Origin of the sequence: Methylobacterium sp. Leaf94, from assembly GCF_001426045.1 — a bacterium.
Classification (GTDB): domain Bacteria; phylum Pseudomonadota; class Alphaproteobacteria; order Rhizobiales; family Beijerinckiaceae; genus Methylobacterium.
In genome coordinates this window covers 43,898-69,131 of record NZ_LMRM01000045.1, presented here as the reverse complement: position 1 = coordinate 69,131, position 25,234 = coordinate 43,898, and the positions used below count along the sequence as shown (strand labels likewise).

The following is a 25,234-nucleotide window of genomic DNA, read 5'->3' as shown; positions in this document are numbered from 1 at the left end:
TTGCCGTGAGCGTTGCCGTGAGCTTGGCCAGTGCGGAACGCCCCGAGCGTGGCCATCCCGTCCTTAAATCAGCCGCCTTGTGCAGCGCATCTGCCACGCTCCGGCGCGCGGTCTCGGCTATGACCGTGCGGCCCTCCGCGCCACGACCCCACTCCCGGTATCCCGGCCCGCATGAACATCATCCTGATCAAGCTGTTCGCCACGGCGCTGACGCTCAGTCAGGTCACGACGCGGCCGGATGCGGTGAAGACGCAGTTCGATCCCGTGGCCGACAAGGCCCAGGTGGTGCAGATCCTGCGCGACGGCTGCGCCCACATGCGCAAGGCCTTCGACATCGAGGACATCAACCTCGACGAGCTGATCTCCACCGCCATGGAGGACCCCAGCGCGGTGGCGGGCGCGAGCGCCCCCAAGATCCTGCACGGCCTCGACATCGGCGAGCTCAACGTCAGCTACCGCCAGTTCTGCAAGGGCGAGACCCCCAAGGACTCGCCCTTCGACGCGGCCGAGGTCATCGCCTTCTACAACAAGGCGGTGGCCGACCTGCCCTCGGCCGAGGCCCTGAAGGAGCGCAAGCTCCCCGGCGCCTCCCTGATCCTCGACGGATCGGGCAAGCGCTACGCCGAGGCCTTCGAGGCCAATGGCCGGCGCCTCAGCGTGCCGATCGCCGAGGTGCCGGCGATGGTGCAGAAGGCCTTCGTGGCGGCCGAGGATAAGCGCTTCGAGACCCACCGGGGCATCGACGAGCGCGGGGTGATCCGCGCCTTCATCGGCAACCTCGCCTCCCCGGGCCGCCCGGCCGGCGGCTCCACCATCACCCAGCAGGTGGTCAAGAACCTCTCGGTCGGCGACGACGTCACCTACGAGCGCAAGATCCGCGAGATGATCGTGGCCTCCCGCCTGGAGCACATCCTGGGCAAGCCGCAGATCCTGGAGCTCTACCTCAACGGCATCTATCTCGGCCGCGGCGCCTACGGCATCGAGATGGCCGCGCGCAGCTATTTCGGCAAATCGGTGGGCCAGCTCACCGTGACGGAGGCCGCGCTGCTGGCCGGCATGCCCAAGGGCCCGAACTTCTACAGCCCCGACAAGTACCCCGACCGGGCGCGCGAGCGCCGGGCCTACGTGCTGGCGCGCATGAAGGAGGAGGGCGTCATCACCGAGGCGCAGCTCGGCGAGGCCGCCAACGCGCCCCTCGGCCTGAAGCCGATCGACGCGGTCCGGCGCGATTCCGGCTTCTACTTCGTCGACCACCTGGCCCGGGAGGTGCGCACCTTCGCGGGCGTCGACTCCCTCACCGCCGCCAGCCACGTGGTGCGCTCCACGATCAACGCCGGCCTGCAGACCGCCACCGAGACCGCCCTGCAGGAGGGCCTCTCCACCTACGAGCGCGCCACCGGCCGCGCCCGCTACGAGGGGCCGGAGCTCAACCTCGCCGAGGCCGTGCGCAAGCTCGAGGCCGCCATCCCCGCCGCCGAGGCCTCGCCCCTGGGCGTCCCCCTCCTCACGGGCGATCCGGTCAAGCCGGCCGCTGCTCCGGCTCCGAAGCCGGCCCCGAAGACGAAGGCGGAGCGCAAGGCCGCGGCCGCCGCCGAGAAGGCGGCGGAGCAGGCCGCGCCCAAGGTCGAGCGCCCCAAGCCGGCCTGGCAGCGGGCGCTGGAGACCGCCCGGCCCGTCCTCTACGACGTGCACTGGCCTCTGGCCGTGGTCCTGGATACCGGGCGCGGCGGCACCGCGAAGGTCGGCCTCGCCGACGGCCGCACCGCCAGCCTCGAGCCCGGCCCGGCGCGCGGAAAGCTCCAGCCCTACGACGTGGTGCGGGTCAAGCTGCGCGATCCGAACGCGAAGGCGCCGCGCGCCGACCTGCGGGTCCGGCCGAGCGTCCAGGGCGCCGCCCTGGTGCTGGAGAACCGGACCGGGCGCATCCTCGCCATGGCGGGCGGCTTCTCCTATCCGGTGAGCCAGCTCAACCGCGTCACCCAGACCGTGCGCCAGCCGGGCTCGACCCTGAAGCCCCTCACCTATCTCGCCGCGCTCAATGCCGGCCTGCAGCCCAACACCCTGGTGCTGGATTCCGCCATCACCCTGCCGCCCATCGGCGGCGTCGGCGATTCCTGGTCGCCCAAGAACTACGAGGGCACGGGAGCCGGGGCCACGACCCTGCGCCGGGGCCTGGAATTCTCCAAGAACCTCGTCACCGCCCGCCTGCTCCAGGGCGGCATCGCCGACAAGGCGCCGGCCAGCCTGCAGAAGGTCTGCGACCTCGCCCTGGAGGCGCAGATCTACGCCGAGTGCGAGCGCTACTATCCCTTCGTGCTCGGCGCGCAGCCCGTGCGGATGGTGGACCTCGCCGCGTTCTACGCCGCGGTGGCCAACGAGGGCGCCCGGCCCGCGCCCTACGCCCTGGAGTCGGTCGAGCGCGACGGCAAGACCCTCTACACCCGCGAGGCCCGGGCCCCGACCCGGATCGGTTCGGCCGACCGGGTGGCGTTCTACCAGCTCAAGACCATGCTGCAGGGGGTGACGAACCACGGCACGGCCGCGGCGCTCGCCCGGTTCTCGTCGTCGATCGCGGGCAAGACCGGCACCTCGGAGAACGAGAACGACGCCTGGTTCGCCGGCTTCACCAACGAGATCACCATCGTGGTCTGGGTCGGCTACGACAATGCCGACGGCACCCGCCGCACCCTCGGGCGCGGGCAGACGGGCGGCCACCTCGCGGTGCCCATCGCCGGCACCATCCTCCAGGCGGCCTGGGCCAACGGCGTGCCGCGCACGTCCCTGGCCCCGCCCTCCCCGGAGGCGCGCCAGGACCTCCTCGAGGCCAGCATCGATCCGCGCAGCGGCCAGCGCGTCGACGGCGGCGGCGTCCTGGAGCATTTCCGGATCAAGGACGGCCGCATGGCCGACACCCAGTACAAGCTGCTGCCCCGCGAGACCCGGACCGCCATGCGGCCCGATCCCGAGGACGGCGACCTCGGCGCCGAGGACGACGCCCCCGACCTGGCCGGGGGCCTGTTCGGCGGCCTGCGGGGCCAGCCGGACGACGATCGGCGCCGGGCCCAGCCCGAGAGCGACCTCCTCGATCCCTACGGCGAGCGGCGCAACCGCCGGGCCCAGTCCGAGACCTACCAGCCCTGGCCGGGCACGCAGCGCTCGCCCTTCGGCGACGAGGAGGAGATCCGGCCGCGCCAGCGCCGCCGCGATCCCGACTACCTGTTCGGCGACGAGCCGCGCTTCTGAGGGCGCCCCGCCCGGGGCACGGCCCCGACCCCCTCTCCTCGACCCCCTCTCCTCGACCCCCTCTCCTCGACCCCCTCTCCTCGACCCCCTCTCCTCGACCCCCTTTGCCGACCCCCCTTTGCCGACCCCCTCTTGCCGACCTCCGAGGCCCCGACGTGCACAGACCGTTTCCGGCAACCCTTCTCCTCGCCCTCGCCCTGACGGGGGGCGCCGTCCGCCCGGCCCTCGCCCAGGAGGGCATCAAGCTCCAGCCGCCCGCGAGCCCGGCGGTCTCGGAGCGGATCAAGGACGTGCCCGCCATCGAGGCGGCCGGCGTCGCCGGGCTGAAGCCCGGCACCATCCTGTTCACCGACCATCGCGACGATCCGGCCAAGCCCGAGAACGGCCTCGTGCCCTATCTCGATTGGGGTAAGCTGCGCCCCGGCGAGCGGGCGGCCCTGGCGCCGCATCCGGGCTATGTCGAGCCCGATTACGTGCAGACCCTGAACGGCGTCGCCAAGCGCCGGCACGAGACCCTGAAGGTCTACGTGGCGCAGGGGCGCTTCGTGGTGGCCAAGGCCCCGGAGAGCATCGACCTCGCCGCCTACGCCACCCTCGGCTTCGTCGCCAAGATGGACCCGGTCATCAAGCACAAGGCCCTGAACCCGGCCGACGCGACGCCGAACAAGGACCCGGCGGCCGCCTTCGCCAAGCGCCCCGACCGGCCCTGGTGCGAGGTCGGCACCACCTGCATCGAATCGCGCTACGACCTTGAAGGCAAGCTGCCGCTGGGCGTGAAGCTCGCCAACCGGCTGGAGGACGGGGCCTCGAAGAAGATCGCCGAGTTCGTCTCGTTCCAGAGCGAATTGCGCACCCTGCCCCCGGCGGAGATCGCGGCGCTGGGCAACCTCACCAAGCTCGACACGCCGGTGACGGGCGGGCTGGAGCAGACGATCTTCTGGGTCAACCAGATCCTGCGCTTCGGCAAGTTCCTGGCGGTGTTCCAGCCCATGCCGGGCGATCCGGCCAAGACCGTGGTGACCACCTACGTGGCGCTTGCGATCAAGGGCGACGTCCTCGACCGCAAGCAGGAATATGCCCGCGTGCCGGTGCTCAAGAACCTGCTGCCGGCCCAGGTGCTGATGGGCAACTCGTCCTTCAACACCGGCACCTCGATCAGCGCCGGCCTGCCGACCTACGCCCGCAACCGCATGATCGCCTTCGCGGACGCGCTGGCGAAGAACTGAGGGTGGGGGGATGGAGCACGCCTCCCCCGTGTTGGGAGGCGGGGGCGGCGCCGCTCGGGTCGAAAACCCCATCGGCTTGGCCCCGCGAGGGTCTGCACCCGACCCTTTGCAGAAGCCGACAACGTCCGCTTCCAGGTTGCTAATTAGACAGAAGCCTACGACCGGCACGGGTGGAGTTCTGCCAAACTGGTTTCGAATGACAATTCTCGGTCCCAGTCATTCGATAGAGTGGATGTGAGTAAAGTATCCATCCATAGTGCTGTGGTTCGCATGCTGCGAATTTACAGCAACAGGAGCAGCATATGAGAATAGTTGCTACAGCCGTGGCGTGCTTCGTAAGCGCTTCCGGAGCCTTCGCATTAGATACACAGGACATCCACGGGACATGGCGCCTTTCGAGTGCTGCCCGGAAGATCGTGGATACCAATGAGGTAATCGACGCCTATGGTGGTCCTCGGCCAACCGGCTGGATCAACTATGGGAAAGACGGGCGCATGATGGTGATTTGCGCTTTCGAGGGTCGCGAAAAACCTGCGGCAAACGATAAGATGACGGATGAGGATCGGGTCCGCCTCCACAAGACTTTCTTTGCTTACGCAGGCACCTTTAAATTCGACGGCAAGAAAGTCACACATGCCATTGATACGTCGTGGAATGAGGTTTGGACAGGTACGTCACAGGTCAGAGAAGTGGAGTACAGCGATAATAAACTCACACTGGTCACTCCGCCCTTTAAGTTCAATGTCGACGGCAAGATGAGCGTAATCACGCTTGTTTGGGAACGGTATCCTTGAAACTTGAGGGTTTCAGATTCATTATTGTCCTATAATGCCAAGCGAAATCTGGTTTTTCAAAGTATTGTGAGCGATCCGTACGAAAGCACTTGTTGCGTCCGTTTTAGCAACAGAGTGGATCAGCGCTCAGGGTGAGGTTTAAGTGTGGAGAGGAATGTCCGCTTCGGCGAGAAAGGCCAAGGGCGGCTTCCCACCCGCAGCAGCCCTTCGCAGGTCGCGCGGATTGGGTTCTGACCCCGGCCTCCTCGGCCTGAGGGGCACCCCAGCACGCCCACGCCGAACCTCTCCCCGCGAGGGGGGAGAGGGACGCGCCCTGCGTCCAGGCCGTGCGTCGGGCGACGCTGGCCCGTTCCGGCTTCCGGGCGAGGTGACCGTCGGTGAGGGCCCACCGTCATTCCGGGTCGCCAGAGGCGCGCCCCTTCGGGTCCGGGCTCCGCTGCGCGGCCCCGGGAAGAGGGTGGGCGACGGCAACCGTTCCGGCGCGCGAACCGGTCCTTGCGATCACCCCGGCTGGACGGCGTCGGGCCACGCCGCTCCGGTCCCCCACGCGGTGGAGGGCGCCACCGCGATGCCCCCTTCCCTCACCGGGGAAAGGAGCACGCCCCGGGGGGAACGCCGCCGGCTCAGTTGCCGCGGCTGGCGATCGAGGGCATCGACGGCTGGGTGTACTGGCGGTTGACGTCGCGGCGGGTCTGGGTGCCGTTGGTGTCGTTGGACTGGCGATAGTTGCTGGTGTCGAAGGCGTCGGAGAGACCGCTGCGCCCGCTCGGGCTGTCGGTGTTGCAGGCGCAGAGGCCGCCCAGGAGGGTGGCAGCGAGGGCGAGGGAAGCGAGGCGCATCGGGGCGGGTCCTGTGGCGAAAGCAGCGCCTGTGGTGCTGCCCGGGCCCCGCGCCCGTCAAGCGCAAGGCTAACGAATCGTCGCCGGTTCCTGCCGCACTGATGTCGCCGCGCCACGAAAATGCTCACCACCTCCGCAAGGAAGCGGCGGTTCGGGGGTGAAGATGGGGAATCGGGGCCCGCGCAGGCTGGCGCTTTGGCCGGGAACACGCGAGACATAGGGCCGATGAGCAACGTCGTCCCCTTCCTCCGCCGCCCCGCCGCTCCGCCGGTCGTCGTCACCGACGTGGTCGCCGTCGCCGACGACCTCTTCGCGCTCCTGGAGCAGCTGGAGCTCGTGAGCGCCCGGGCCGCCGCCATGGGACGCCCGGCCCGCGAGGTCGAGCGCACGGTCCAGAACCTCCTCGATGCCGTGACGGCCGTGGAACGGGCCCTCGACTGCATCGGCGAGGGCGACGAGGCCGGACAGGCGCGCTGAGGTGCGACGGGCGCCATGGGCGCGCCTGGCCCCGGTCGGCCTCTCCGCCCGACCCGTTTCGGAGCACCCATTCTTCGGGTTCCCATCAAAACAACAAAATTGTCTCACCAGGGTCTACTTCTAGACAGACGGACGCGACGGCGCTGCGCTAGAGGCCGGAGAGACAGACGGTGAACACAGCGCACTGCATGGGCCCGGCCTCCGATCCATCGACGGGCAACCTTCTCCTCGACGGCCTCCGGCCCGAGGATCGCGCGCTTCTCGACCCCCATCTCGATCGCCTCTCCCGGGACCGCGGCGAAGCCCTGTTCCAGGCCGGCAGCGACGTCACCGCCATCGCCTTCCCGTGCCGGCAGACGGTGGTCACCCTCATCGTCGCCATGCGCGACGGCCGCAGCGCCGAGGTCGCCACGGTGGGACGCGAGGGCGCCGTGGGCGGCGTCGTCAGCAGTGGATTCCTGCCCGCCTCTACGAACGCCGTCGTGCAGATCGGCGGACCGGTCCTGCGCCTGGACGCCCTGCGCCTCCAGGAGGTCAAGCGGTCTTCCCCGGCCCTGCGCAACCTGTTCACCCGCTACGCCGACTGCCTGCTCGCCCAGGTCCTGCAATCGGTGGCGTGCAACGCCCTGCACCCGATCGAGTCGCGCTGCCTGCGCTGGCTCCTGACCCTGCAGGACCGCATCGGCACCGACGTCCTGCCGGTGACCCACGAATTGCTCGCCACCATGCTGGGCGTCCAGCGGACCTACCTCACCCGGATCCTGCGGGCGCTGCAGCAGCAGGGCCTCATCGAGGTCGGGCGCGGCCGCATCACCATCCGCAACCGCGTGCTGGCGGAGACCGCCGCCTGCGAGTGCCACGGCGTCGTCCGGCGGCACTACGAGACGGTGCTCGGCGCGATCTACGCGCCCGGTGGCGCCCTCGTGGCGGTGGAGCCGCCCCCCGATCGGCGGGAGACGGATGCGCCGCGCGAACTCGCGATATCCGAATCGGCCTGACCCTCCCCTCCGCAGAGCTTCGATCCTCCGCCCGCCCCCGATGACCCAGCCAGCCGCAGACCAGCAGCCCGGCCAGGCCCCGGACGCGCCGCCCCCGGCCGCCGGGGACGGGACGTCTGCGGGCGGAGCCGTCTTCGAGCCCGCCGGCGACTCCCCCTTCGCCCCGTCCGACGCGGCGACGCTCCTGCGCCTCGCCGCGGACTCGGCGGGCCTCGGCCTCTTCGCCTACGACCCCGCCACCCGGACCCTCCGGGGCGACGCCGGATTCCGGAGCCTGCTCGGCCTCGCGTCGCCGGGGCCGGTCGCCGACGCGGACACCGTCCTGTCGGCCCTCGACCCCGGGGATCGCGCCGCGTTGGACCGGGCATTCGGCGCCGCCCTCGACCCGGCGGGGTCCGGGACGCTGGACTGCACGGTCCGGCGCGCGACCTCGACACGACCTCTGTGGATACGGGCGCGGGCGCGACGCGTGGTCGACCAGGACCGCCCCGCCCGCCTCGTCGGCACGGTGCAGGACGTCACCGAGGCGCGGGCGGCCGAGATCGCCGCGCGCGCCACCAACGACGCCGTCCGCGACTGGGACCTCGCCACCGGGGCCGTCCTGTGGAACGCCGCTCTGACCACCGCCTACGGCTGGGCGCCGTCGGAGGTCGTGCCGACCAGCGCCTGGTGGCTCGCCCAGATCCACCCGCACGATCGCCCCGGCGTCGCGGCCGGTCTTCAGGCGACCCTCGCCGGCGGCGTCGAGGCCTGGAGCCAGGAGTACCGGTTCCGGCGTGCCGACGGCACGTACGCGGAGGTCCTCGACCGCGGCTCCCTGGTCCGCGGCGCGGACGGGGCCCCCCTGCGGATGATCGCCGCGATGCTCGATCTGACCGAGCGCAACCGCGTCGGCGCCCAGTTCCGCGCGGTGTTCCAGGGCGCCAATATCGGCATCGTCCAGTTTGATCCGCGGACCGTGCGCGCCCTCGCGGTGAACGCCAAGCTCTGCGAGATCTGGGGGGCGCCGGAATCCGAGATCCTCGGCCATTCCCTCGCCCGCTGGACACCGCCCGAGGACGACGACGACCGGGCGGCGCTGCACGAGCGCCTCGCGACCGGGGCGACCCTGCAGCTCCGCCTGGAGAAGCGCTACCGGCGCATGGACGGGCGCATCATCTGGGCGCGGGTCAACCTGGTCTCGCAGCGCCTGGGCGGCGACGTCCACGCCACGGCGATGATCGAGGACATCACGGAGGAGAAGCGGGCCGATGCCCGCCGCGAGGCGCTGATCGCCCTCGGCGACCGCCTGCGCGACCTGCACACCCACGCCGACGTGGTCTCCGCCACGGCCGAGAGCCTGGGCCGGACCCTCCGGGTCGCCCGGGCGGGCTATGCCCAGGTCGATCCCGGCGGCCAGATCGCGTCGCTCAATCCGGACTGGACCGCCGAGGGGGACGCGGAGCCAACCTGCGCCGTCGGCCTGCCGACCGCATCTCGGTCGACCCTGGCCGCGAGCGTCGACCGTCTGGGGCGCGGCGACGTCATCAGCGTGGCCGATATCGCGGCAACCCCCGAACGCGTCGACGACCCGGAGGGCTATGCCCGGCTCGGGATGCGCGCCGTGATCAAGGTGCCGGTTCTCCGGCGCGGTCGCCTCGTGGGCATTCTCTACGTCCTCGATCACCATCCCCGCGACTGGAGTGCCGGCGAGATCACGTTCGCGCGCGAAGTGGCGGAGCGCGCCTGGGGCGGACTGACCCGCGTCGAAGCCGACGAGCAGCAGCGCACGTTGAACCGGGAATTGAGCCACCGCCTCAAGAACACCCTCGCGATGGTCCAGGCCATCGCCTCGCAGACCCTGCGCAACGTCACCGACGTCGAGGCGGCCAAGGAAGCCCTGGCCGCCCGTCTCATCGCCCTCGGCAAGGCGCACGACATCCTGCTCGCCGGGGTGCACGAGAGCGCCGAGATGGAGGCGGTGATGCGCGGCGCCCTCTCGATACATGACGATCGGCAACCCGGTCGCTTTGACGTCGCGGGGCCCCCAGTGCTTCTCGGATCGAAGGCGGCCCTGGCCCTCGCGCTGATGCTGCACGAGCTGGCGACCAACGCCGCCAAGTACGGTGCGCTCTCGGTTCCCGATGGGCGGGTCAGACTCCACTGGAGCCTCGACCGGGACGCAACCGCGGGTGGAGCGACCGTTCGGCTGATCTGGTCCGAAGCGGACGGACCGATGGTCGTACCGCCGACGCACAAGGGATTCGGGTCGCGACTGATCGAGCGCGGCCTCGTCGGCGCCGTCGGCGGCACGATCGAGTTGGATTATCGCCCCACCGGCCTCGTCTGCCGCGTGGTGGCACCTCTGGAAGGCTTCCAGTCCAGTGGCTGACCACCCGAGGACGTGACCGGGCTGCGCCTCCTGCGCGTAACCCACGCATTGCCGCTGCACCGCACCCTGCGCTAGAGGGCGAGACCATGTGGACACGCCTTGCCCATCCCGGTCACTTCCTGCGCTGGACCCAGCCCGTGATGCCCTGGCTCGCCGGGCTGTCGGGCCTGCTCCTCGGGGTCGGTCTGTATCTCACCTGGTTCGTCGTCCCGCCCGATTACCAGCAGGGCGAGACCGTACGGATCATGTACATCCACGTGCCGGCGGCCTGGCTCGGCGTCTTCTTCTACGGCGCCATGGCGATCTCGGCCATCGGAACCCTCGTCTGGCGTCACCCCCTGGCCGACGTCGCCCAGCGCGCCGCCGCGCCGATCGGAGCGGCGTTCACGCTCATCTGCCTCGTGACCGGGTCGCTGTGGGGCAAGCCCATGTGGGGCACCTACTGGGTCTGGGATGCGCGCCTGACCTCGATGCTCGTGCTGTTCCTGATCTATTGCGGGATCATCGCCCTGTGGCGAACGATCGAAGATCCGAACCGGGCCGCACGTGCCATCGCCATCCTGACCCTGGTCGGTGCGGTGAACCTGCCGATCATCAAGTTCTCGGTGAACTGGTGGTCGACCCTGCACCAACCGGCCTCGATCATGCGCATGGGCGGATCGTCCATCGATCCCAGCATGCTCTACCCGCTGCTCGAGATGATCCTCGCATTCACGATCCTCGGGGTCACCTTGCACCTCTATGCCATGCGCACCGAGATCCTGCGCCGGCGCGTTCGGGCCCTGACCCTACGCGAAGCCGAACGCCTCGATGCCAGCCCGTCGTCCGTACGTGGGGCGTCGATCAGCCAGGAGCCGATGGGGCAGGCGCCGATCGGTCGGGTGGTTCAAAGCCTGTGAGCTCCGCGTCGATGCGGGCCGAAGAGACCGGCACTCCGGAAACCTCACTCGTAAAGTCCCGTCCATGACCCTTGGCCACCACGCCGGCTACATCCTCGGCGCCTATGCCTTCACCGCTCTGGTGATTGGCGGGCTCATCCTGCATGCCTTGCGCGATCATCGCGCCCGGAAGCGGGAACTGGATCGGCTGCAAGGCGAGGTGATGGACGGGTCGGGAGTCCGGTCATGAGCACGCCCCAACCCTCGCTGCAGACTCCGGCACCGGTCCGGCGATCGCTTCTGGTCATCCTGCCGCTCGTCACCTTCGCAGTCCTTGCCGGAATCTTCTTTCTTCGCCTGCGCTCGGGCGCCGATCCCGCGGCCATTCCCTCTGCGCTGATCGGCAAGCCGGCGCCGGCCTTCACCCTTCCGGCGATGCCGGGCCTGATTGCGCAGGGCGCGCCGGTTCCCGGCCTCTCCCGTGCCGACCTTCTCGGCAAGGTCACGGTGGTCAACTTCTGGGCTTCGTGGTGCGCTCCCTGCCAGATCGAGCATCCGCAGCTCATGCGATTGGCGCGCGAGCCGGGCGTCCACTTGGTCGGCATCGACTACAAGGACACGCCGGAGAACGGACGTCGTTTCCTGACCCGGAACGGCGTTCCATTCCGAGCCGTGGGCCTCGATGCGGAGGGACGGACCGGGATCGATTTCGGCGTCTACGGAGTGCCGGAGACCTTCATCATCGGACCGGATGGGATCATTCGCGAAAAGCTCGTGGGAATTCTGACCCCGGAGAGCTATGCCGGCGTGCTCGACAAGATCCGATCCATCGGATCGGCGGCCTCCGTCCCGCGGTGACCCGGCGGGTGCTCAGCGCCCCGCGTGGATCAGGCGGCGATACTCCGCCTCGGGCACGCCGTAGCTGTCTCCTGCCGCGGCCTTGAGTTTGTCGCGGTCCAGCACTTGGACATGCGAGCGTCGAGCCTTGATCATGCCGGCCCCCTCAAGGCTATGGATCGCCGTCGTCACGCCGGGGCGGCGCACGCCGAGCATCGTCGAGAGGAACTCGTGGGTGACGGGGAACTCGTCTCCGTCCACCCGATCGTGGCACATCAGGAGCCAACGGGCGAGGCGTTCCTCCAGGGTATGACTGCCGTTGGAAAGCGCGGTTCCGGCGGTTTGTAGATGAACCGCATAGGCATAATGCCCGACGATCCGCCTGAGGATCCGCCGTTCCTCAACGAGGCGCCGGAATGCTGCGGCCTCGACCCGCACCGCGTCCCCCTCGATCTGCACGAAGGTCTCGTGGGGCGTCCGGTCGACATCGAGCAGTAGCGGGACCCCGACGATTCCTTCGGGACCGGTGATACACACCTCAATCCGCCGGCCCTCGGGTGTAGCGGCAACCTCCGAGGCGATGCCCGATTCAAGGAAATAGACGTGCGTGATCGATTTGTTGGCGGCGATCAGGATGTCCCGGCGCCCCAGCGCCACGCCTTCCGCAACGGATTGGATCGCCTCATAATCATCGGGGCTGAGGATGCTGAGGAGGTGATTTCGAACGTATCGCTGTGACGGCACCGGCATGAAACGTAGCGGCTCGATCGAGCAGCCGTCGAACGTCTTGCTGCTCGGACAGGGGGACAGTCGTCTCTCATAGCCGGATCCAGGTCTGAAGGAACTGCACCGGAGGGCGTCTGTACTATGCCGTACAATTTCTTGGGCCGGGCATGTCTGTGCCTGCCCCAAACGGTACGCGATCGCACGGTCGAAAACGCGATCGCGAGCAGGATCAAACCGGATGGATCCGTGACTTCGAAGCTGCGGCGCTTCCTGATTTTTCGGATCACCATAAGTCTCTGGGCGGTTGCGAATGTCGCGAGCAGTCCGTTCGACGAGGTCCCCTGCCTGAGGCAAGCCCAGTCGGACATCGCCCTGGAGATCACGGACCAATGTACCTTGATCCCGGATATTCAGGAGGTACTGGGTCGTGGCGGTTCCATTCGGTAATCACCTCGATTTCCTCACGCGACACGAGGGTTGAACGGCGCCGCGAAGCGCGTGTCTTTGCAGAGGAGCCCCGGTCCCCTGGTCTGCCATCTGAGGGTCCCGTCGTGGGTGCAGCTACGGGTAAGAATATCGAGAAGACAGGAAGGGATTCCGCGCCGATCACCGGTGAATGACGCGCCCGATGTCCGACCCGGCTGACAGGGCAATCACGGATGGAACCATGCCTCCGTCGGTTGTGGCTATATATTTTCAACTAAATCTATATTGATGTGTGACGTAACTCGTGATCCCCGTTTTCGATGAAGCACTCTATTTTTCTAGATAAGTGCTTCGTCTGATAACGGATGGAAATACAACTTGTTGTTCTCTTCACAATGCAGATTCGATATGGCATGTCCGCTTCGTCGCCCGAGGTAAGTCTGGGCTGCGGGTGACCTTGCGTTCGCACGCCCGCCTATTGATTGTCGGGGTTGTGACGTCGATCATTCTGCAATCCGAAGTTCGTAACCGCCTCCTTCGCGCGTTGCTGCCGCTCGAGTTCGAGCGTCTCCGGCCATCGCTGGTTCGTTGCTCATTCGAGCAGGGGGCCGTGCTCGAAGTCCCTGGCGAGCCGATTGCGGCCGTGCATTTTCCGGAGCCGGGCATGATCTCCGTGATCGCGCACACGCCCGACGGCGTTCAATCGGAGGCCGGGATCGTTGGGCCTGAGGGTATGATCGGCATTGCCTTGCTCAACGGTGTCGACAGAGCGCCGCACACCGCCTTCGTTCAGGTACCGTGTCGGACCCTGCGGATCGAGGCTGAGGCGTTCCGGACGGCCTTGGCCGAGAGCCGGGCGCTGCAGGCTTACTTTCTGCGTTACGCTCAGGTCTACGCCGTGCAATTGGCGCAAGCCGGTCTCTGCAATGCGCATTTCACCATCGAGCAGCGCCTCGCCCGCTGGCTGCTGATGTGTCACGACAGAGCCGACCGGGAGGATCTGCCCCTGACGCACGAGACGCTTTCATTGATGCTCGGCGTCCGGCGCGCAGGCGTGACGACCGGGCTGCGCATGCTCGAACTCGCCGGTGCCCTGAAGATGCGCCGGGGCGGTATCGGAATCCGTGATCGTGCCGCCCTCCTGGCTGTCGCCGGAGCGTCCTACGGCGTTCCGGAGGCCGAGTATGCCCGCATCCTCGGCGAGGCCTGAGGAACGCCGTCGGCTCCGCGCGATATCAGGCGGAACCTGTATCCGGCGCCTTGCGCTCATGGCGCAGGAGGAGCGGAGTCTGGGCCAACGCGAAGGCGATAGTCAGCGGCATGATGCCGAAGACCTTGAAGCTGACCCAGAAATCCTCGGTCTGAGTTCGCCAGACGACCTCGTTGATCACCGCCAGGAAGAGGAAGAATACCCCCCAGCGGAAGGTCAACTTGCGCCATCCATCCTCCGTGAGGGCGAACATCGAATCCAGCACGACCGAGAGCAGGGATTTTCGGAAGGCGAGGCCACCCAGCAGCACGAGGCCGAACAGCGTGTTCACGATGGTCGGCTTCATCATGATGAAGGTCTTGTCCTGCAGCGCCAGGGTCAGGCCACCGAACACGACCACCACCACGCCCGAAACCAGGGGCATGATGGGCAGGCGCCGCATCAGCGCATAATGGACCGCCAGGGCCGCCAGGGTGGCGGCGATGAAGGCGCCCGTCGCCACGAACAGCTTCTGATCCGGGTGAACGCCGAGGCGTTCGGCGTAGGCGTTACCGAAGAAGAAGACCATCAAAGGCCCGAGCTCGAGGGCGAGCTTCAGGAGCGGAGGGAGATGGCGACGCGGGGGGATGGCTTCGATCTGCATGGTATCCGTCATATAGGGTTCCGGGTGGCGGCTTACCGCGACACGGCGCTTCAGGGCGAGCGCCGCGTCACCCGGCGTCCAGGCCCGCAATAGCCCGGGCGAAATCTCGAGCCGCGAAAGGCTCTAGGTCCTCGACGCCCTCGCCGACGCCGATGAAGTGCACCGGCAGGCCGAACTTCGCGGCGAGTGCCACCAGGATGCCGCCGCGGGCCGTGCCGTCGAGCTTGGTCATGACGAGGCCGGTTACGTTCGCGGCCTTCGAGAACAGCTCGACTTGGCTCAGTGCGTTCTGGCCCACGGTGGCGTCGAGAACGAGAAGTACCGCATGGGGCGCTTGCGGGTCGATCTTGCGGATCACCCGGAGGATCTTTTCCAGCTCCGCCATCAGGCCCGCCTTGTTCTGCAGCCGGCCCGCCGTGTCGATGAGGAGCACATCGGTTCCCTGCGCCTTGGCCGCCTCGTAGGCATCGAAGGCGAGGCCCGCCGCGTCCGCGCCCTGCGCCCGGGCGATGACCGGCGTCTGCGTGCGCTGGCCCCAGACCTTGAGTTGCTCGATCGCGGCAGCCCGGAAGGTGTCGCCGGCGGCCAGCATCAGGGAGTGCCCTTCTGCCTTGAGCTTCAGCGCGAGCTTGCCGATGGTGGTGGTCTTGCCCGCGCCGTTGACCCCGATCATCAAGATGACGAAAGGCTTCTTCGAGGCATCGATGCGAAAGGGAATCGCCACGGGGGTGAGCGCGCGCTCCACCTCCGCCGCCAGAATCTCGCGGACGGCATCCGGAGAGATACCCTTCTCGTAGCGGCCTTTGCCTACGGCCTCCGAAATCCGAGTCGCGGTTTCGATGCCGAAATCGGCCTGGATCAGGGCGTCTTCGAGCTCCTCCAGGGTGTCGGCGTCGAGCTTGCGCTTGGTGAACAGACCGGTGACGCGCTCGGTCAGGGCCGACGAGGTCCGCTTCATGCCCCCCGTCAGGCGGCTCCACCAGCCGCGCTTGGGCTCTTCGGAAGCCCCGTCGGGCTCCGGCATGAAAATCTGAGTCGAGACTTCGGGCTCGGGCTCAGGTTCGGGCAGTGGCGCTCGTGGAACTGCCTGTGCCGGCTCGGGCGCGAAGGCTTGGCTCGTCGTGTCGGCGGGCTCGGCCCCCCGAGCGGGATCGTCCCCGGCCGTACCGGCGGGCGGGCGCTCCTTGGCGCCTTCCACGGGCTGGAGGTCGGCGCCCTCGAGTTCGTCCGGGATCGCGTTCTTGTCCGGTGTCCCCTCACCCGGCTCGCCGGGTGGTGGCGGGACGTGGGAGACGTCCGTCGCGGCCGTGGCGAAGTCCGGTTGGCCCTCGGACAGCGAGGCGGGGGAGTCGACGGGCAGCGCAGCCGGTTCGACCACCGGCTCGACGACGGACTTTGGGGCCGGTTTGGGATCCGGCGGTTGAACCGGCACCGGAGCGGGCCGCTCCTCCTCCTTGGTGCCGAACATCTTGCGCAGCAGCCAGCCCGGCCTCTTGTCTTCGCTCATTCCCGCTTGCTCCCCGGACCCGGCATGGTTAGCGCAGGGCCATGCCCCCAGCCGATGCCCTCGTAACAGACATAGGCGCGCGCCTCCTCTACCGCGATGCCCTTGTGCTCGTCATCGACAAGCCGGCGGGTTTGCCGGTCCATCCCGGCCCGAAAGGCGGCGCCACTCTCACCGACCATCTCGACGCCCTGCGCTTCGGTCTGCCCCGCCGGCCGGAGGCAGCCCATCGCCTGGATCGCGATACTTCGGGCTGCCTCGCTCTCGGACGCCACGCCAAGGCCCTTGCCCGCCTGAACAGGCTCTTCGCCGCAAGCGGCACGGTCGAGAAGACCTACTGGGCCCTGGTCGAGGGCGGGCCCGAGACTGAGGCCGGTGAGATCGCCCTGTCCCTGGCGCGGCGCTCCGACGATCCCCGCTCCTGGTGGATGAAGGTCGACCCGGCGGGCGATGCCGCCCTCACCCGCTTCGCGGTCCTCGGGCGCGGCGGCGGCCTGACCTGGCTCGCCCTCTCGCCGGTCACCGGGCGGACGCATCAGCTGCGCGTCCACTGCGCCGCGATGGGCTTTCCCATCCTCGGCGACCCGATCTACGGCACCGCCCCGCGCAGCGGTGGCCCGGGCCTCCAGCTGCATGCCCGCGCGCTCACGCTCCCGCTCTATCCGAAGAAGGCCCCGATCCGGGTCGAAGCGCCGGCTCCGGGGCACATGCAGGCGGGGTTGGCCGTGTGCGGGTTCCGGGGACCGGACCTCGCTTAGTCGACCGGTCGGCTGCGATCCGTTTCGGCGGCGATGAGAACCCGGCCGTCGTGCCCGACGATCGTCACGTCTTCGAAGATCCCGGGCGGTGTCCCGGATGGGAGCCGGACCGGCGTGAAGGCGTCCGTGCGGCCGAGACCGCCCCGCTCCGTGAGCACCCGGCGGGTCCGGCCCACCTCGCCGGCGAGATGGGCCGCGAGAGCGGCGTCGCCGGCGGCTCGCAGGCGTGCGGCGCGATCCCGGATGACGTCGCCGGGCACCGGTGGCATCCGGGCCGCCGGGGTGCCGGGCCGGGCGGAGTACGGGAAGACGTGGAGATGCGTCAGGCCGCACTCGGCCACGAGGTCGAGGGAACGGGCGAACTGCGCCTCGGTCTCGGTGGGGAAGCCCGCGATCAGGTCGGCCCCGAAGACGGCGCCGGGGCGCAAGGCTCTGACCGTGTTGCAGAATCGGATCGCGTCCGCGCGGGCGTGACGCCGCTTCATCCGCTTCAGGATGAGGTCGTCGCCGGCCTGGAGGGAGAGATGGAAATGCGGCATCAGCCGCGCCTCGCCGGCGATCGCCCCCATCAGCGCCACATCGGCCTCGATGGAATCGATGGAGGAGAGGCGCAGCCGAGCGAGGCCGGGCACCTGCGCGAGGATGGTCTGTATCAGGTATCCCAAGCTCGGGGTCGCGTCGAGGTCGCGGCCATAAGCGGTCAGGTCGACCCCGGTGAGCACCACCTCGTGCCCGCCGGCCTCGACGATGCGGGCGACCTGATCGACCACATCCGAAACGGGCAGGGAGCGCGAGTTTCCGCGCCCGAAGGGGATGATGCAGAAGGTGCAACGGTGATCGCAGCCGTTCTGGACGGGCACGAAGGCCCGGGTCTGCCCGGCGATGCCGGCGATCCGGGTCGGCGTGGCGCGGCGCACCGTCATGATGTCGTCGACGGCATTGCGCGCCTCCGGCCGGACAGGACGGGACCAGGTCTCGGCCCGGCCCTTGGCGACGTTGCCGACGAGGCGCGCCACCTCCGGCATGGCCGCATAGGCGCCGGTCTCGACCTGGGCGCCGCAGCCGGTGACCACGATCTCGGCGCCGGGGCGTTCGCGGGCGAGCTTGCGGATGGCCTTGCGGGCCTGGCGCCCGGCCTCGGCGGTCACCGCGCAGGTGTTGACGATGACGAGGTCCGCGGAGGCCGCCCCCGCCGCCGCGTGCCCGCGCATGACCTCGGACTCGACGGTGTTGAGGCGGCAGCCGAAGGTCAGGGTCTCGACCGCCATCTCAGGCGGCGTCTTCGGCGGAGAAGATCTCCGGCGGGAAGCTGCCGTCCCATTCCAGCGCCACCGGACCGGTCATCAGGACGTGGTCGTCGGCGCGCCACTCGATGACGAGGTCGCCGCCGGGCAGGCTCACCGTGGCGCTCCGGCCGATCATGCGCAGGCGCGAAGCGGCCACCACCGTGGCGCAGGCGGCGGTGCCGCAGGCCAGCGTCAATCCGGCGCCGCGTTCCCAGACCCGGAGCTTGATCCGGTCCGGACCTAGGACCTGGGCGACCGAGATGTTGGCGCGGTCCGGGAAGATCGGGTGGTTCTCCAGCATCGGGCCCATCCGGGCGAGGTCGTAGGTGTCGGGATCGCGATCCACGAAGAACACCGCGTGCGGGTTGCCCATGTTCACGACCCCGGGCGAATGCAAAACCGGATCGTCGATCGGACCGATCTGCAGCTCGATCCGGCGGGTGTCCTGGAACGGCTCGGCCAGCGGGATCTCGGCCCAGGCCAGCTTCGGGCGGCCCATGTCGACGGTGAAGGAGCGCTCGGCGACGCGCTTGACGCCCACCAGGCCGCCGCGGGTCTCCAGGAGGAGTCGCCCGCTCTCGGCCGGCCGGGCCATGGCGGGGTCGTCGAGCATCGCGTAGGCGACGCAGCGGGTGCCGTTGCCGCAGGCGCCGGCTTCCGAACCGTCGGTGTTGTAGATCCTCAGGGACGCGTCGGTGCCGGGCGTACGGGCATCGTGGATCACCATGAGCTGGTCGAACTGCGCCCGGGGATAGGCCGCGATGGCACGCGCCTCCCCGGCCGTGACCTGCGTCTGCGTGCCGCGCAGGTCCAGCACCACGATCTGGTTTCCGGCTCCGTGCATCTTCAGGAACCGTCGATGGGCAAGCTCGCTCATGCCGCCTTGTCTTTGTGTCGTGCGTCCGGGGGGCTCGAGATCGCGCGGGTCGACGGACCCCCACGAGGGCGACCGGCCCTGGTGGGGCTATAGGCCAAAGCGACCGCGCACGCACGGGGCCCGGCGCCGCGGCTGCGTTGCAGAAGCGCCGCGCCTTGCCGGCTTCGTGCGGCGCGGCACCCGGGACGTCTCGCCGGCCGCGGGCATCGCGCCTAGTTTCTCCGCACGGGCCCAGGGGTGTGCGATTCGATGCGCCCCGCGCCGATCCGGAGCCACCGCCTTGACCCGTCCCCGCTTCTTGACCCGCTCCAGCCTCAAGCCGCTCGCCACGGTGCTCGCCGGGTGCGTCGCGCTGTCGACCGTCTGCGCCGCGAAACCGGTCCTGGCCCAGGCGGTCACGCCGCCGGCCGCGGCCAACCCGCTGCCGACCACCACCAACCCCGATCCGAAGACGCCCGGGACGGCGGACATCCCGGTACCGGCCCAGGCTGGAACGGCGCCCTCCGCCACGCCGACGGCCGGACCTCGGCAGACCCTGGTGGCCACCCCCGGCGACGCCAACGACGTCGACGAGGTCTCGCTACCCGCGAAGCCCGCAGCGATCCTCGCCGGGCGGACGAAGTGGGAGGAGGCGGTGCCGAGCCTCAAGGCCGCGTTCCAGCGCATCGAGGGCGACCTCGCCAAGGCCGGCATCCAGGCCGTGGGCCGGCCGATCGCGGTCTTCGCCAAGACCGACGACGACGGTTTCCAGTACGACGCGATGATCCCGATCGCCGCGATGCCGGACCCCAAGCCTGCCGAGGCCGACGGCCTGCGCTTCGGCACCACGCCGAGCGGCCGCGCCCTGCGCTTCCCGCACAAGGGCTCCTACGACGAGATCGACGGCACCTACGAGACCCTGACCGCCTACCTGGATGCCAAGGACATCGTCGTGCAGGACAAGTTCATCGAGGAATACGTCACGGACTTGAACGACAAGGCCGACGAGAAGCTCGACGTGAACATCTACGCCCTGCCGAAGTAGCGGGCGGTCAGGCCCGGACCGCGGCCGGTTCGGCCTCGCCGCGCCGGCCGTCGTTCCGCTGGATCACGCGCTCCGCCGCGCCGACGTCGCGGCCGCCAGCTCGCTGAGAGCCCCGACCGTCGAGGAAAGCGCCACGGGCGGCCAGATCGGATGCGGGAGCCGCACCGCATCCTGGCGCAGGCCTCGAAGGCGAGCGCAGGGTTGCAGGCGCTGCGAGCCGATTCGGGGACGTGGCAGGAATGGGGCCGTTCCCGCGCGCCGTCGGCGTGAGACCGTCCGGTCGCGGCCGGCTCAGAACAGGCTGGCCTGCCCGCCCGGCGCGGCGCCCGGGACCCGTTCCAGCGCCAGCAGGAAGCGCTTGATGTCGAGGCCGCCGGCGAAGCCCGTCAGGGTGCCGCCGGCCCCGATGACCCGGTGGCACGGCACGACGATGGGCAGGGGATTGGCGCCGTTGGCTGCCCCCACGGCGCGGCTGGCACCCGGCCGGCCGATGCTGCGGGCGAGTTCGCCGTAGCTGATCGTCTCCCCCGGCGGGATCTCGGTAAGCGCCTGCCAGACCGCGTGCTGGAAGGGCGTGCCGCGCGGTGCGAGGGCGAGGTCGAAGCGGATGAGGCGCCCGTCGAAGTAGGCTTCGAGCTGAGCGCGCGCCGGGGCGAAGGCGGTGTCGTCCCGGTGCCAGTCCGGACCCGGCATCACCGCGCCCTTGCCGCGGGGAAGGCCGATGCAGGCGAGGCGTTCGTCCGGTCCGGCGAGGACCAGCGGACCGATGGGGGTCGGCAGGATCGTGAAGCGCGTTGCGGGCATGGCGCGGCTCGTCGGCGAGGGACCTGACCTTCGCTCTCTTTCGGGTCGGATTTCCAGAGGTCACGCATTTTGCGCTCAAGATTGATTGGGACTGGTCGTCGGGCGACCGGACCCGTGCGTCGGGCAGATGCGGAGCGTCGCGTGGCGCGTTTGGGCCAGTCATGCCGGCGATCTGCAACTCAAAATTTCAATTCATCAACTCTTGGTTTTGGCGTTGATACTGGTTTTGGCGGAGTTGGACGATCTGCGCGATTTACCGTTCGGGTGGATTTCGCGCAAATTATTTGCTTAGGCGGAAGTACCTCGCCTAACAGGGGTCGCATCCTGGCACGCATCCCGACAAGAGCGCGCCGAAGGACGTGTCGGACGGTGGGGGCATCGGGCAAGTTGCCATGACGGGTCATACGCGTCCCGAGCCGGTCACCTGGCGCTCCCAGGGACGGTTCGTTGCCAGCATCGCCTCGATGCGACAACTTCAGCTGTGCAACGATCGCGGTGGACTCGCGATCGGTTTCGACGTCCTGCGTTCGACCATCCCCGACATCGCCATCGCCGGCAGTCAGACCGAGGCCTTCAGCCTGTGGGAGACTCGCTCGTCCAGCGGCTTCGTGACGAAACCGAAGTTCAACGCACAGCTGATCACGATCCGCTTCGTGACGAGCGGCCACATCATCTATCGGCGCCGATCCGGAGACGTCGACGGCGTTCCGACCCATGCGACCCTCGTCAATTTCAACGACCTGCGGGAGGTCCAGGCCTACGGCGCGTTCAGCGCGGTCAGCGGAACGTTCAGTGTTGATGTGCTGATGGCTGCCCATGCGGCCCTGACGGGCCGCAGCGATGGCACCCTGCCGGATCTCGCGCCCACGGCCTCCGTGGCGACCCCCGCCATGATGGCCTTGTTTCTCACCCTGCGGCGGGTTCAGGAGCAGATCCAGGCAATCGAGTGCCACGACGACGTGACCTTTCAGCTCCTCAAGGAGGTCCTGAGCTACCAGTTGCTGTCGGCCTGGCCCCGACGCGACGCTCCCGCGCCGTCCCAGGCGCAGGATATCCCCTCCCGCAGCCTCGGCCGGGCGCTCGACTACATCGAGGCGAATCTCTCGCGGGCCCTGACCCTGGCCGACATCGCGGCGGTGGCGGGGATCAGCGTGCGTTCGCTTCAGGACCGGTTCCGCCGGGACCTGGGGCGCACGCCGGTCCAGGTCATCCTCGAGCGGCGCCTGGCGCAGGTCCATCAGGACCTGATGTCGCCCGCCAAGGCGTCCCTGTCCGTCGCCGACATCGCCCGCTCCTGGGGGTTCGTGCATATGGGCGACTTCGGCCAGCGCTATCGCCGCCAGCACGGCCGCACGCCGACGGTAACCCGCCGCACCGGCCGCGCCCTCTGAGGCGTCCGGAACGGCTTGGCGCCGGTGCCGGCTGCGGATCGGCCTTCGCCATCCATCGGAGCGGCGATCAGGCGTCTCTATCGGGATCGCGCGCGACCGTATCATGTTTGCGAAAATTTGACAGTTTCAGTCATTTGATAGAATTTCAGTCAGCGTCGTTTCGCCTGCAAGAGAACGCCGAAAATGCGATGGAGCTGCGGGGTAGACTTCGAATGTCTTGCGCGAAATTGATCGATCTGGAGCTGCGATCGCGGTCGTATCTGCTGCTGCAGCACAGTGCCGATAGTTCCGCTCATCTTTTGCAAGCCTTTCCTGATGTTGCCATCGCACGTGTCGCCAGATGCCCTGTACTGAACCCACGCTTGCCTGGCTGGAAAACTTGAATCGGGACCGGACCGTTGCGCCGCGAGTCTTCCCCGAGGGAGCCGATCCGGGCACAGGGGACGCGCCGCCCGCGTCGATCGCCATCGCCGATCCGACGGGCCTTGAGGACGAATTGCAGAGGCGTCTCGGCCAGATCGTGTTCTCGACCCTCTGCGAGGAGCTCGGCAGGTCGGCCCTGCTGTCGGTGGAGCGTGACATCGCCGCGACCGGGAGCCTGACGCCCGATCATCTCCGGGCTGCGCGAGCCCTGCTCAACTGGTCGATGTCCGATCTCGCCCTGGAGAGCGGCCTCTCGATCTCGACGATCAAGCGCATCGAGCTGGAACCGCAGGACGTCGCCCGGCGCAGCTACCGCCTCGTGGTCGACACCCTGCGGGGCGGAGGCATCCGCTTCGTCACCCTCGACGGCGGCACGATCGCGGTGGCCAAGGCCAAGCGCACCACCCCGCCGGTATCCCCGCTTCCGGCACGGATTCCCGGCCACGCGGGCTGAGGCGCGGCGTCCCGCTCAGAACAGCGGGATGTCGTGATGCGCCAGCCCCGCGTGCGGGGCCTGATGCGGGGCGACGTCGATGCCCGCGCCGGGATCGGTCCCGTCCGCGGGATCGCCGGTCTCGTGCAGTCGAGGCGCCGGGGCGCCGGCCATCATGGCCGTGGCCTCGACGCGCAGGTCGGCGGCCGGATCCCGCGGTCCCTGGCCCCCCTCTACGAACACGAAGCTGTCAGTGCCGGCTTCGCTCGCGAGCGAGCGGTGGGCATCACTGCCCGCGGGGTCCCCGTGCCCCTGCTGCCCACCGGCGTGGTGGTTGGGTCCGACCGGCGTGGCGGTGCCGTCCTCACCGGGGGGCGTCATCGTGACGGGCGGCGGCGTGGCGGAGGGAGGCGTGGCGGAGGGTGGCATGGGCGGTGTCGGCTCGGGCAAGACCGCCGCGTCGCCGGGGCCGTCATCGCGCAGGATGCCGTCATCGTGCATGACCTGGCCGGGCAGAACGCCCTCGGTGTCGACGCCGATGAGATCGAGCTTGGCGACGTAGCTTCCCATCCCGGCCGCCTCGGCCTTGGCGTGGACATCGGCGACCTTCTGCGCCCCGGTCACGTACTCGATCGCGACGACGTCCTTGCCGGCATCCTGGGCGATCTTCAACTGGTCGAGGCTCGCCTGCGTCTCGGCGGCGGGCCGCTTCGCGGAGCCGTCATCGTTGTAGAACAGGTTCTCCTTGAACAACCCGTCGATGCTGTCGACGTAGGCTTGGTCCGTCAGCAGGTCCTCCGCTCCGTTGATCCAGACCTTGAAGGTTGGGGCCTGGGCCTTGGCATAGGCGCTCAACGCCTGGACCAGCGTCCGCATCGCACCGGCGGCGTCGCCCCCGGGGGCATGCGCCTGGCTCCAGGGCAATTCGAACGCATCGACCACGTCGAAGTAGATGCCGTCATAGCCCGCCTGAATCATCCGATCGATGGCGGCTTCGGCGACGGCCTTCCACTCCGGCGTCCAGTAGGCGACTTCGAAATCGCCCGCCCAGTTCGGGTCCTCGGGTCCGAGGGCTTCGCTCGGGATCGTGGCGAAGTAGTCCCGGTAGGCCTCGGCCTCCCCGAGGCTGAAATAGCCGAGGAGCAGGGCCTGGCCCGGGCCCCCGCCCATCTGCTGCACCTCGGCCGGCGTGAACATCCGCCCGTCATCGGTGTAGGCCTCGACCACCTTCACGTCGAACGGAGCAGCCGCGATCACCGCCGGATCGACGCCTTGCAGGACATACATGGCCGTCTTGGGCATCGCCGTGCCTCCCTGGGGTTTTTCCGAGATCTCGGATGGTGATGCGTCAGGGCGTGCGCGCGCCGGGCCCCTTCGGGTCTCGGGATCGGGCGCCCCGTGGCCGGCGTCTTAGTCGGTGGGGGCCAGATCGTCCGCGGACCAGGTCTCACGGATGTTGCCCACGTCGATCTCGTAGGCTTCGCCCAGGTTCCAGACGCCCACGACGGCTCCCACGCGGCCATCGGGCAGGCGTACCAGGTCGAGATGGATGAAGGGGGAAGGGGTCACGGGCGCGTCCTCCAGCGTCTTCGCCCACGGATTACGCCCTCTTCGAACCCGAATATCAGTTCGTGCGGCGACGCCGGGGCGATCAATACGGATGACAATTGATATAGATATTTCTTCCTGCCGTATTGGTATAGCGTTGATCTTAGACGTTTATGGGATTGGCGTCAAAACATGCTGTTCCGGGGGGGGGCGACCGCTGCGCCTGAACGCGTTCGGCCGCCGGCGTCCCGCCCGGCTGGTTCAGACCGGCGGCGTGTGGCGGAAGCGGGCCGCGATGGGGCACTGGGATGTATTCCACGGAAATCAACAGCATCGCTGTCTGTTGATCTTTGTAAAGTCAAGTTCCAGCCACAATCCTGGAGAAGGCTAGGTCTCCGGCTGTTTCAGTGGAGGCTGGCATGACAGTGACGATCTTTGACCCTCTGACTGGGAAGATGGTGACGATCACGCTGCCCGACTGTCGATAGGCTGAGGGCTCTGTCGAGCGGACGTCACGC

General features: G+C 68.7%; 23 protein-coding genes. 14 read left to right on the top strand and 9 right to left on the bottom strand.

Annotated elements, in window-relative coordinates:
- Nucleotides 1-171: 171 nt before the first annotated feature.
- From ASG63_RS18800 to ASG63_RS24610, 3 genes are all read left to right on the top strand, one after another.
- Nucleotides 172-3,243: a penicillin-binding protein 1A gene (locus tag ASG63_RS18800; RefSeq protein ID WP_056220010.1), complete on the top strand. Its 3,072-nt coding sequence runs from the start codon at nt 172-174 to the stop codon at nt 3,241-3,243.
- A gap of 155 nt (nt 3,244-3,398) precedes the next feature.
- A complete protein-coding gene (locus tag ASG63_RS18795) occupies nt 3,399-4,469 on the top strand; it encodes a hypothetical protein (protein WP_056220007.1) in 1,071 nt (356 codons plus the stop codon).
- Between the two features lie 302 nt (nt 4,470-4,771).
- Nucleotides 4,772-5,263 (top strand): lipocalin-like domain-containing protein, encoded by a 492-nt coding sequence (locus tag ASG63_RS24610; protein ID WP_082559394.1) that lies wholly within the window; start codon nt 4,772-4,774, stop codon nt 5,261-5,263.
- A 623-nt stretch (nt 5,264-5,886) separates the two neighbouring features.
- Here ASG63_RS24610 and ASG63_RS18790 read toward each other — a convergent pair.
- Nucleotides 5,887-6,102: a hypothetical protein gene (locus tag ASG63_RS18790; RefSeq protein ID WP_056220003.1), complete on the bottom strand. Its 216-nt coding sequence runs from the start codon at nt 6,100-6,102 to the stop codon at nt 5,887-5,889.
- A gap of 225 nt (nt 6,103-6,327) precedes the next feature.
- Between ASG63_RS18790 and ASG63_RS18785 the strand changes: the two genes are divergently transcribed.
- From ASG63_RS18785 to ASG63_RS18760, 6 genes are all read left to right on the top strand, one after another.
- Nucleotides 6,328-6,579, top strand: a complete 252-nt coding sequence (locus ASG63_RS18785) for a hypothetical protein (RefSeq protein WP_056220000.1) — start codon at nt 6,328-6,330, stop codon at nt 6,577-6,579.
- 188 nt (nt 6,580-6,767) lie between these two features.
- Nucleotides 6,768-7,577, top strand: coding sequence for a Crp/Fnr family transcriptional regulator (locus ASG63_RS18780; RefSeq protein WP_056219997.1), 810 nt, complete (start codon nt 6,768-6,770; stop codon nt 7,575-7,577).
- A 40-nt stretch (nt 7,578-7,617) separates the two neighbouring features.
- The gene (locus ASG63_RS18775; protein WP_082559393.1) at nt 7,618-9,948 is read left to right on the top strand and encodes a PAS domain-containing protein; all 2,331 of its coding nucleotides are present in this window, start codon (nt 7,618-7,620) and stop codon (nt 9,946-9,948) included.
- 86 nt (nt 9,949-10,034) lie between these two features.
- Nucleotides 10,035-10,847, top strand: coding sequence for a heme ABC transporter permease (locus ASG63_RS18770; protein WP_056219994.1), 813 nt, complete (start codon nt 10,035-10,037; stop codon nt 10,845-10,847).
- Nucleotides 10,848-10,911: 64 nt separating this feature from the next.
- The gene (gene ccmD, locus ASG63_RS18765) at nt 10,912-11,076 is read left to right on the top strand and encodes a heme exporter protein CcmD (protein ID WP_056219992.1); all 165 of its coding nucleotides are present in this window, start codon (nt 10,912-10,914) and stop codon (nt 11,074-11,076) included.
- Complete coding sequence (locus ASG63_RS18760) at nt 11,073-11,684, top strand: DsbE family thiol:disulfide interchange protein (RefSeq protein WP_056219990.1); 612 nt, start codon at nt 11,073-11,075, stop codon at nt 11,682-11,684. Before ccmD ends, ASG63_RS18760 begins: the two co-directional genes overlap by 4 nt.
- Nucleotides 11,685-11,696: 12 nt before the next feature.
- Here ASG63_RS18760 and ASG63_RS18755 read toward each other — a convergent pair whose 3' ends face one another.
- Nucleotides 11,697-12,413: a Crp/Fnr family transcriptional regulator gene (locus ASG63_RS18755; RefSeq protein WP_056219987.1), complete on the bottom strand. Its 717-nt coding sequence runs from the start codon at nt 12,411-12,413 to the stop codon at nt 11,697-11,699.
- An 895-nt stretch (nt 12,414-13,308) separates the two neighbouring features.
- Here ASG63_RS18755 and ASG63_RS18745 point away from each other — a divergent pair.
- Nucleotides 13,309-14,025 carry a Crp/Fnr family transcriptional regulator gene (locus tag ASG63_RS18745; RefSeq protein ID WP_244479601.1) on the top strand — a complete coding sequence of 239 codons (717 nt, stop codon included), beginning with the start codon at nt 13,309-13,311 and terminating at the stop codon, nt 14,023-14,025.
- 25 nt (nt 14,026-14,050) lie between these two features.
- Here ASG63_RS18745 and ASG63_RS18740 read toward each other — a convergent pair whose 3' ends face one another.
- Both ASG63_RS18740 and ftsY read right to left on the bottom strand, forming a co-directional pair.
- Complete coding sequence (locus tag ASG63_RS18740) at nt 14,051-14,668, bottom strand: septation protein A (RefSeq protein ID WP_056220417.1); 618 nt, start codon at nt 14,666-14,668, stop codon at nt 14,051-14,053.
- 67 nt (nt 14,669-14,735) lie between these two features.
- Nucleotides 14,736-16,175: a signal recognition particle-docking protein FtsY gene (ftsY, locus tag ASG63_RS18735; protein WP_056219981.1), complete on the bottom strand. Its 1,440-nt coding sequence runs from the start codon at nt 16,173-16,175 to the stop codon at nt 14,736-14,738.
- Nucleotides 16,176-16,216: 41 nt separating this feature from the next.
- Here ftsY and ASG63_RS18730 point away from each other — a divergent pair, with 41 nt between their 5' ends.
- Nucleotides 16,217-16,930 carry an RluA family pseudouridine synthase gene (locus ASG63_RS18730; RefSeq protein ID WP_056219977.1) on the top strand — a complete coding sequence of 238 codons (714 nt, stop codon included), beginning with the start codon at nt 16,217-16,219 and terminating at the stop codon, nt 16,928-16,930.
- Here ASG63_RS18730 and mtaB read toward each other — a convergent pair.
- A complete protein-coding gene (gene mtaB, locus ASG63_RS18725; RefSeq protein ID WP_056219974.1) occupies nt 16,927-18,198 on the bottom strand; it encodes a tRNA (N(6)-L-threonylcarbamoyladenosine(37)-C(2))-methylthiotransferase MtaB in 1,272 nt (423 codons plus the stop codon). The genes ASG63_RS18730 and mtaB overlap by 4 nt on opposite strands.
- A gap of 1 nt (nt 18,199) precedes the next feature.
- Complete coding sequence (dapF, locus tag ASG63_RS18720; RefSeq protein WP_056219971.1) at nt 18,200-19,093, bottom strand: diaminopimelate epimerase; 894 nt, start codon at nt 19,091-19,093, stop codon at nt 18,200-18,202.
- A 280-nt stretch (nt 19,094-19,373) separates the two neighbouring features.
- Here dapF and ASG63_RS18715 point away from each other — a divergent pair, with 280 nt between their 5' ends.
- Nucleotides 19,374-20,117: a GyrI-like domain-containing protein gene (locus tag ASG63_RS18715; protein WP_443189813.1), complete on the top strand. Its 744-nt coding sequence runs from the start codon at nt 19,374-19,376 to the stop codon at nt 20,115-20,117.
- A 291-nt stretch (nt 20,118-20,408) separates the two neighbouring features.
- Here ASG63_RS18715 and ASG63_RS18710 read toward each other — a convergent pair whose 3' ends face one another.
- Nucleotides 20,409-20,921 (bottom strand): methylated-DNA--[protein]-cysteine S-methyltransferase, encoded by a 513-nt coding sequence (locus ASG63_RS18710; RefSeq protein ID WP_056219967.1) that lies wholly within the window; start codon nt 20,919-20,921, stop codon nt 20,409-20,411.
- A gap of 392 nt (nt 20,922-21,313) precedes the next feature.
- Here ASG63_RS18710 and ASG63_RS18705 point away from each other — a divergent pair, with 392 nt between their 5' ends.
- Complete coding sequence (locus tag ASG63_RS18705) at nt 21,314-22,312, top strand: helix-turn-helix domain-containing protein (protein ID WP_056219964.1); 999 nt, start codon at nt 21,314-21,316, stop codon at nt 22,310-22,312.
- Between the two features lie 496 nt (nt 22,313-22,808).
- Nucleotides 22,809-23,189 (top strand): helix-turn-helix domain-containing protein, encoded by a 381-nt coding sequence (locus ASG63_RS18700; protein WP_156394251.1) that lies wholly within the window; start codon nt 22,809-22,811, stop codon nt 23,187-23,189.
- Nucleotides 23,190-23,204: 15 nt separating this feature from the next.
- On the opposite strand, the gene ASG63_RS26035 is transcribed toward ASG63_RS18700, so the two are convergent.
- Nucleotides 23,205-24,470: an endo alpha-1,4 polygalactosaminidase gene (locus ASG63_RS26035; RefSeq protein WP_056219958.1), complete on the bottom strand. Its 1,266-nt coding sequence runs from the start codon at nt 24,468-24,470 to the stop codon at nt 23,205-23,207.
- Nucleotides 24,471-24,578: 108 nt separating this feature from the next.
- Nucleotides 24,579-24,737 (bottom strand): hypothetical protein, encoded by a 159-nt coding sequence (locus tag ASG63_RS25530; protein WP_156375565.1) that lies wholly within the window; start codon nt 24,735-24,737, stop codon nt 24,579-24,581.
- Between the last annotated feature and the right edge of the window lie 497 nt (nt 24,738-25,234).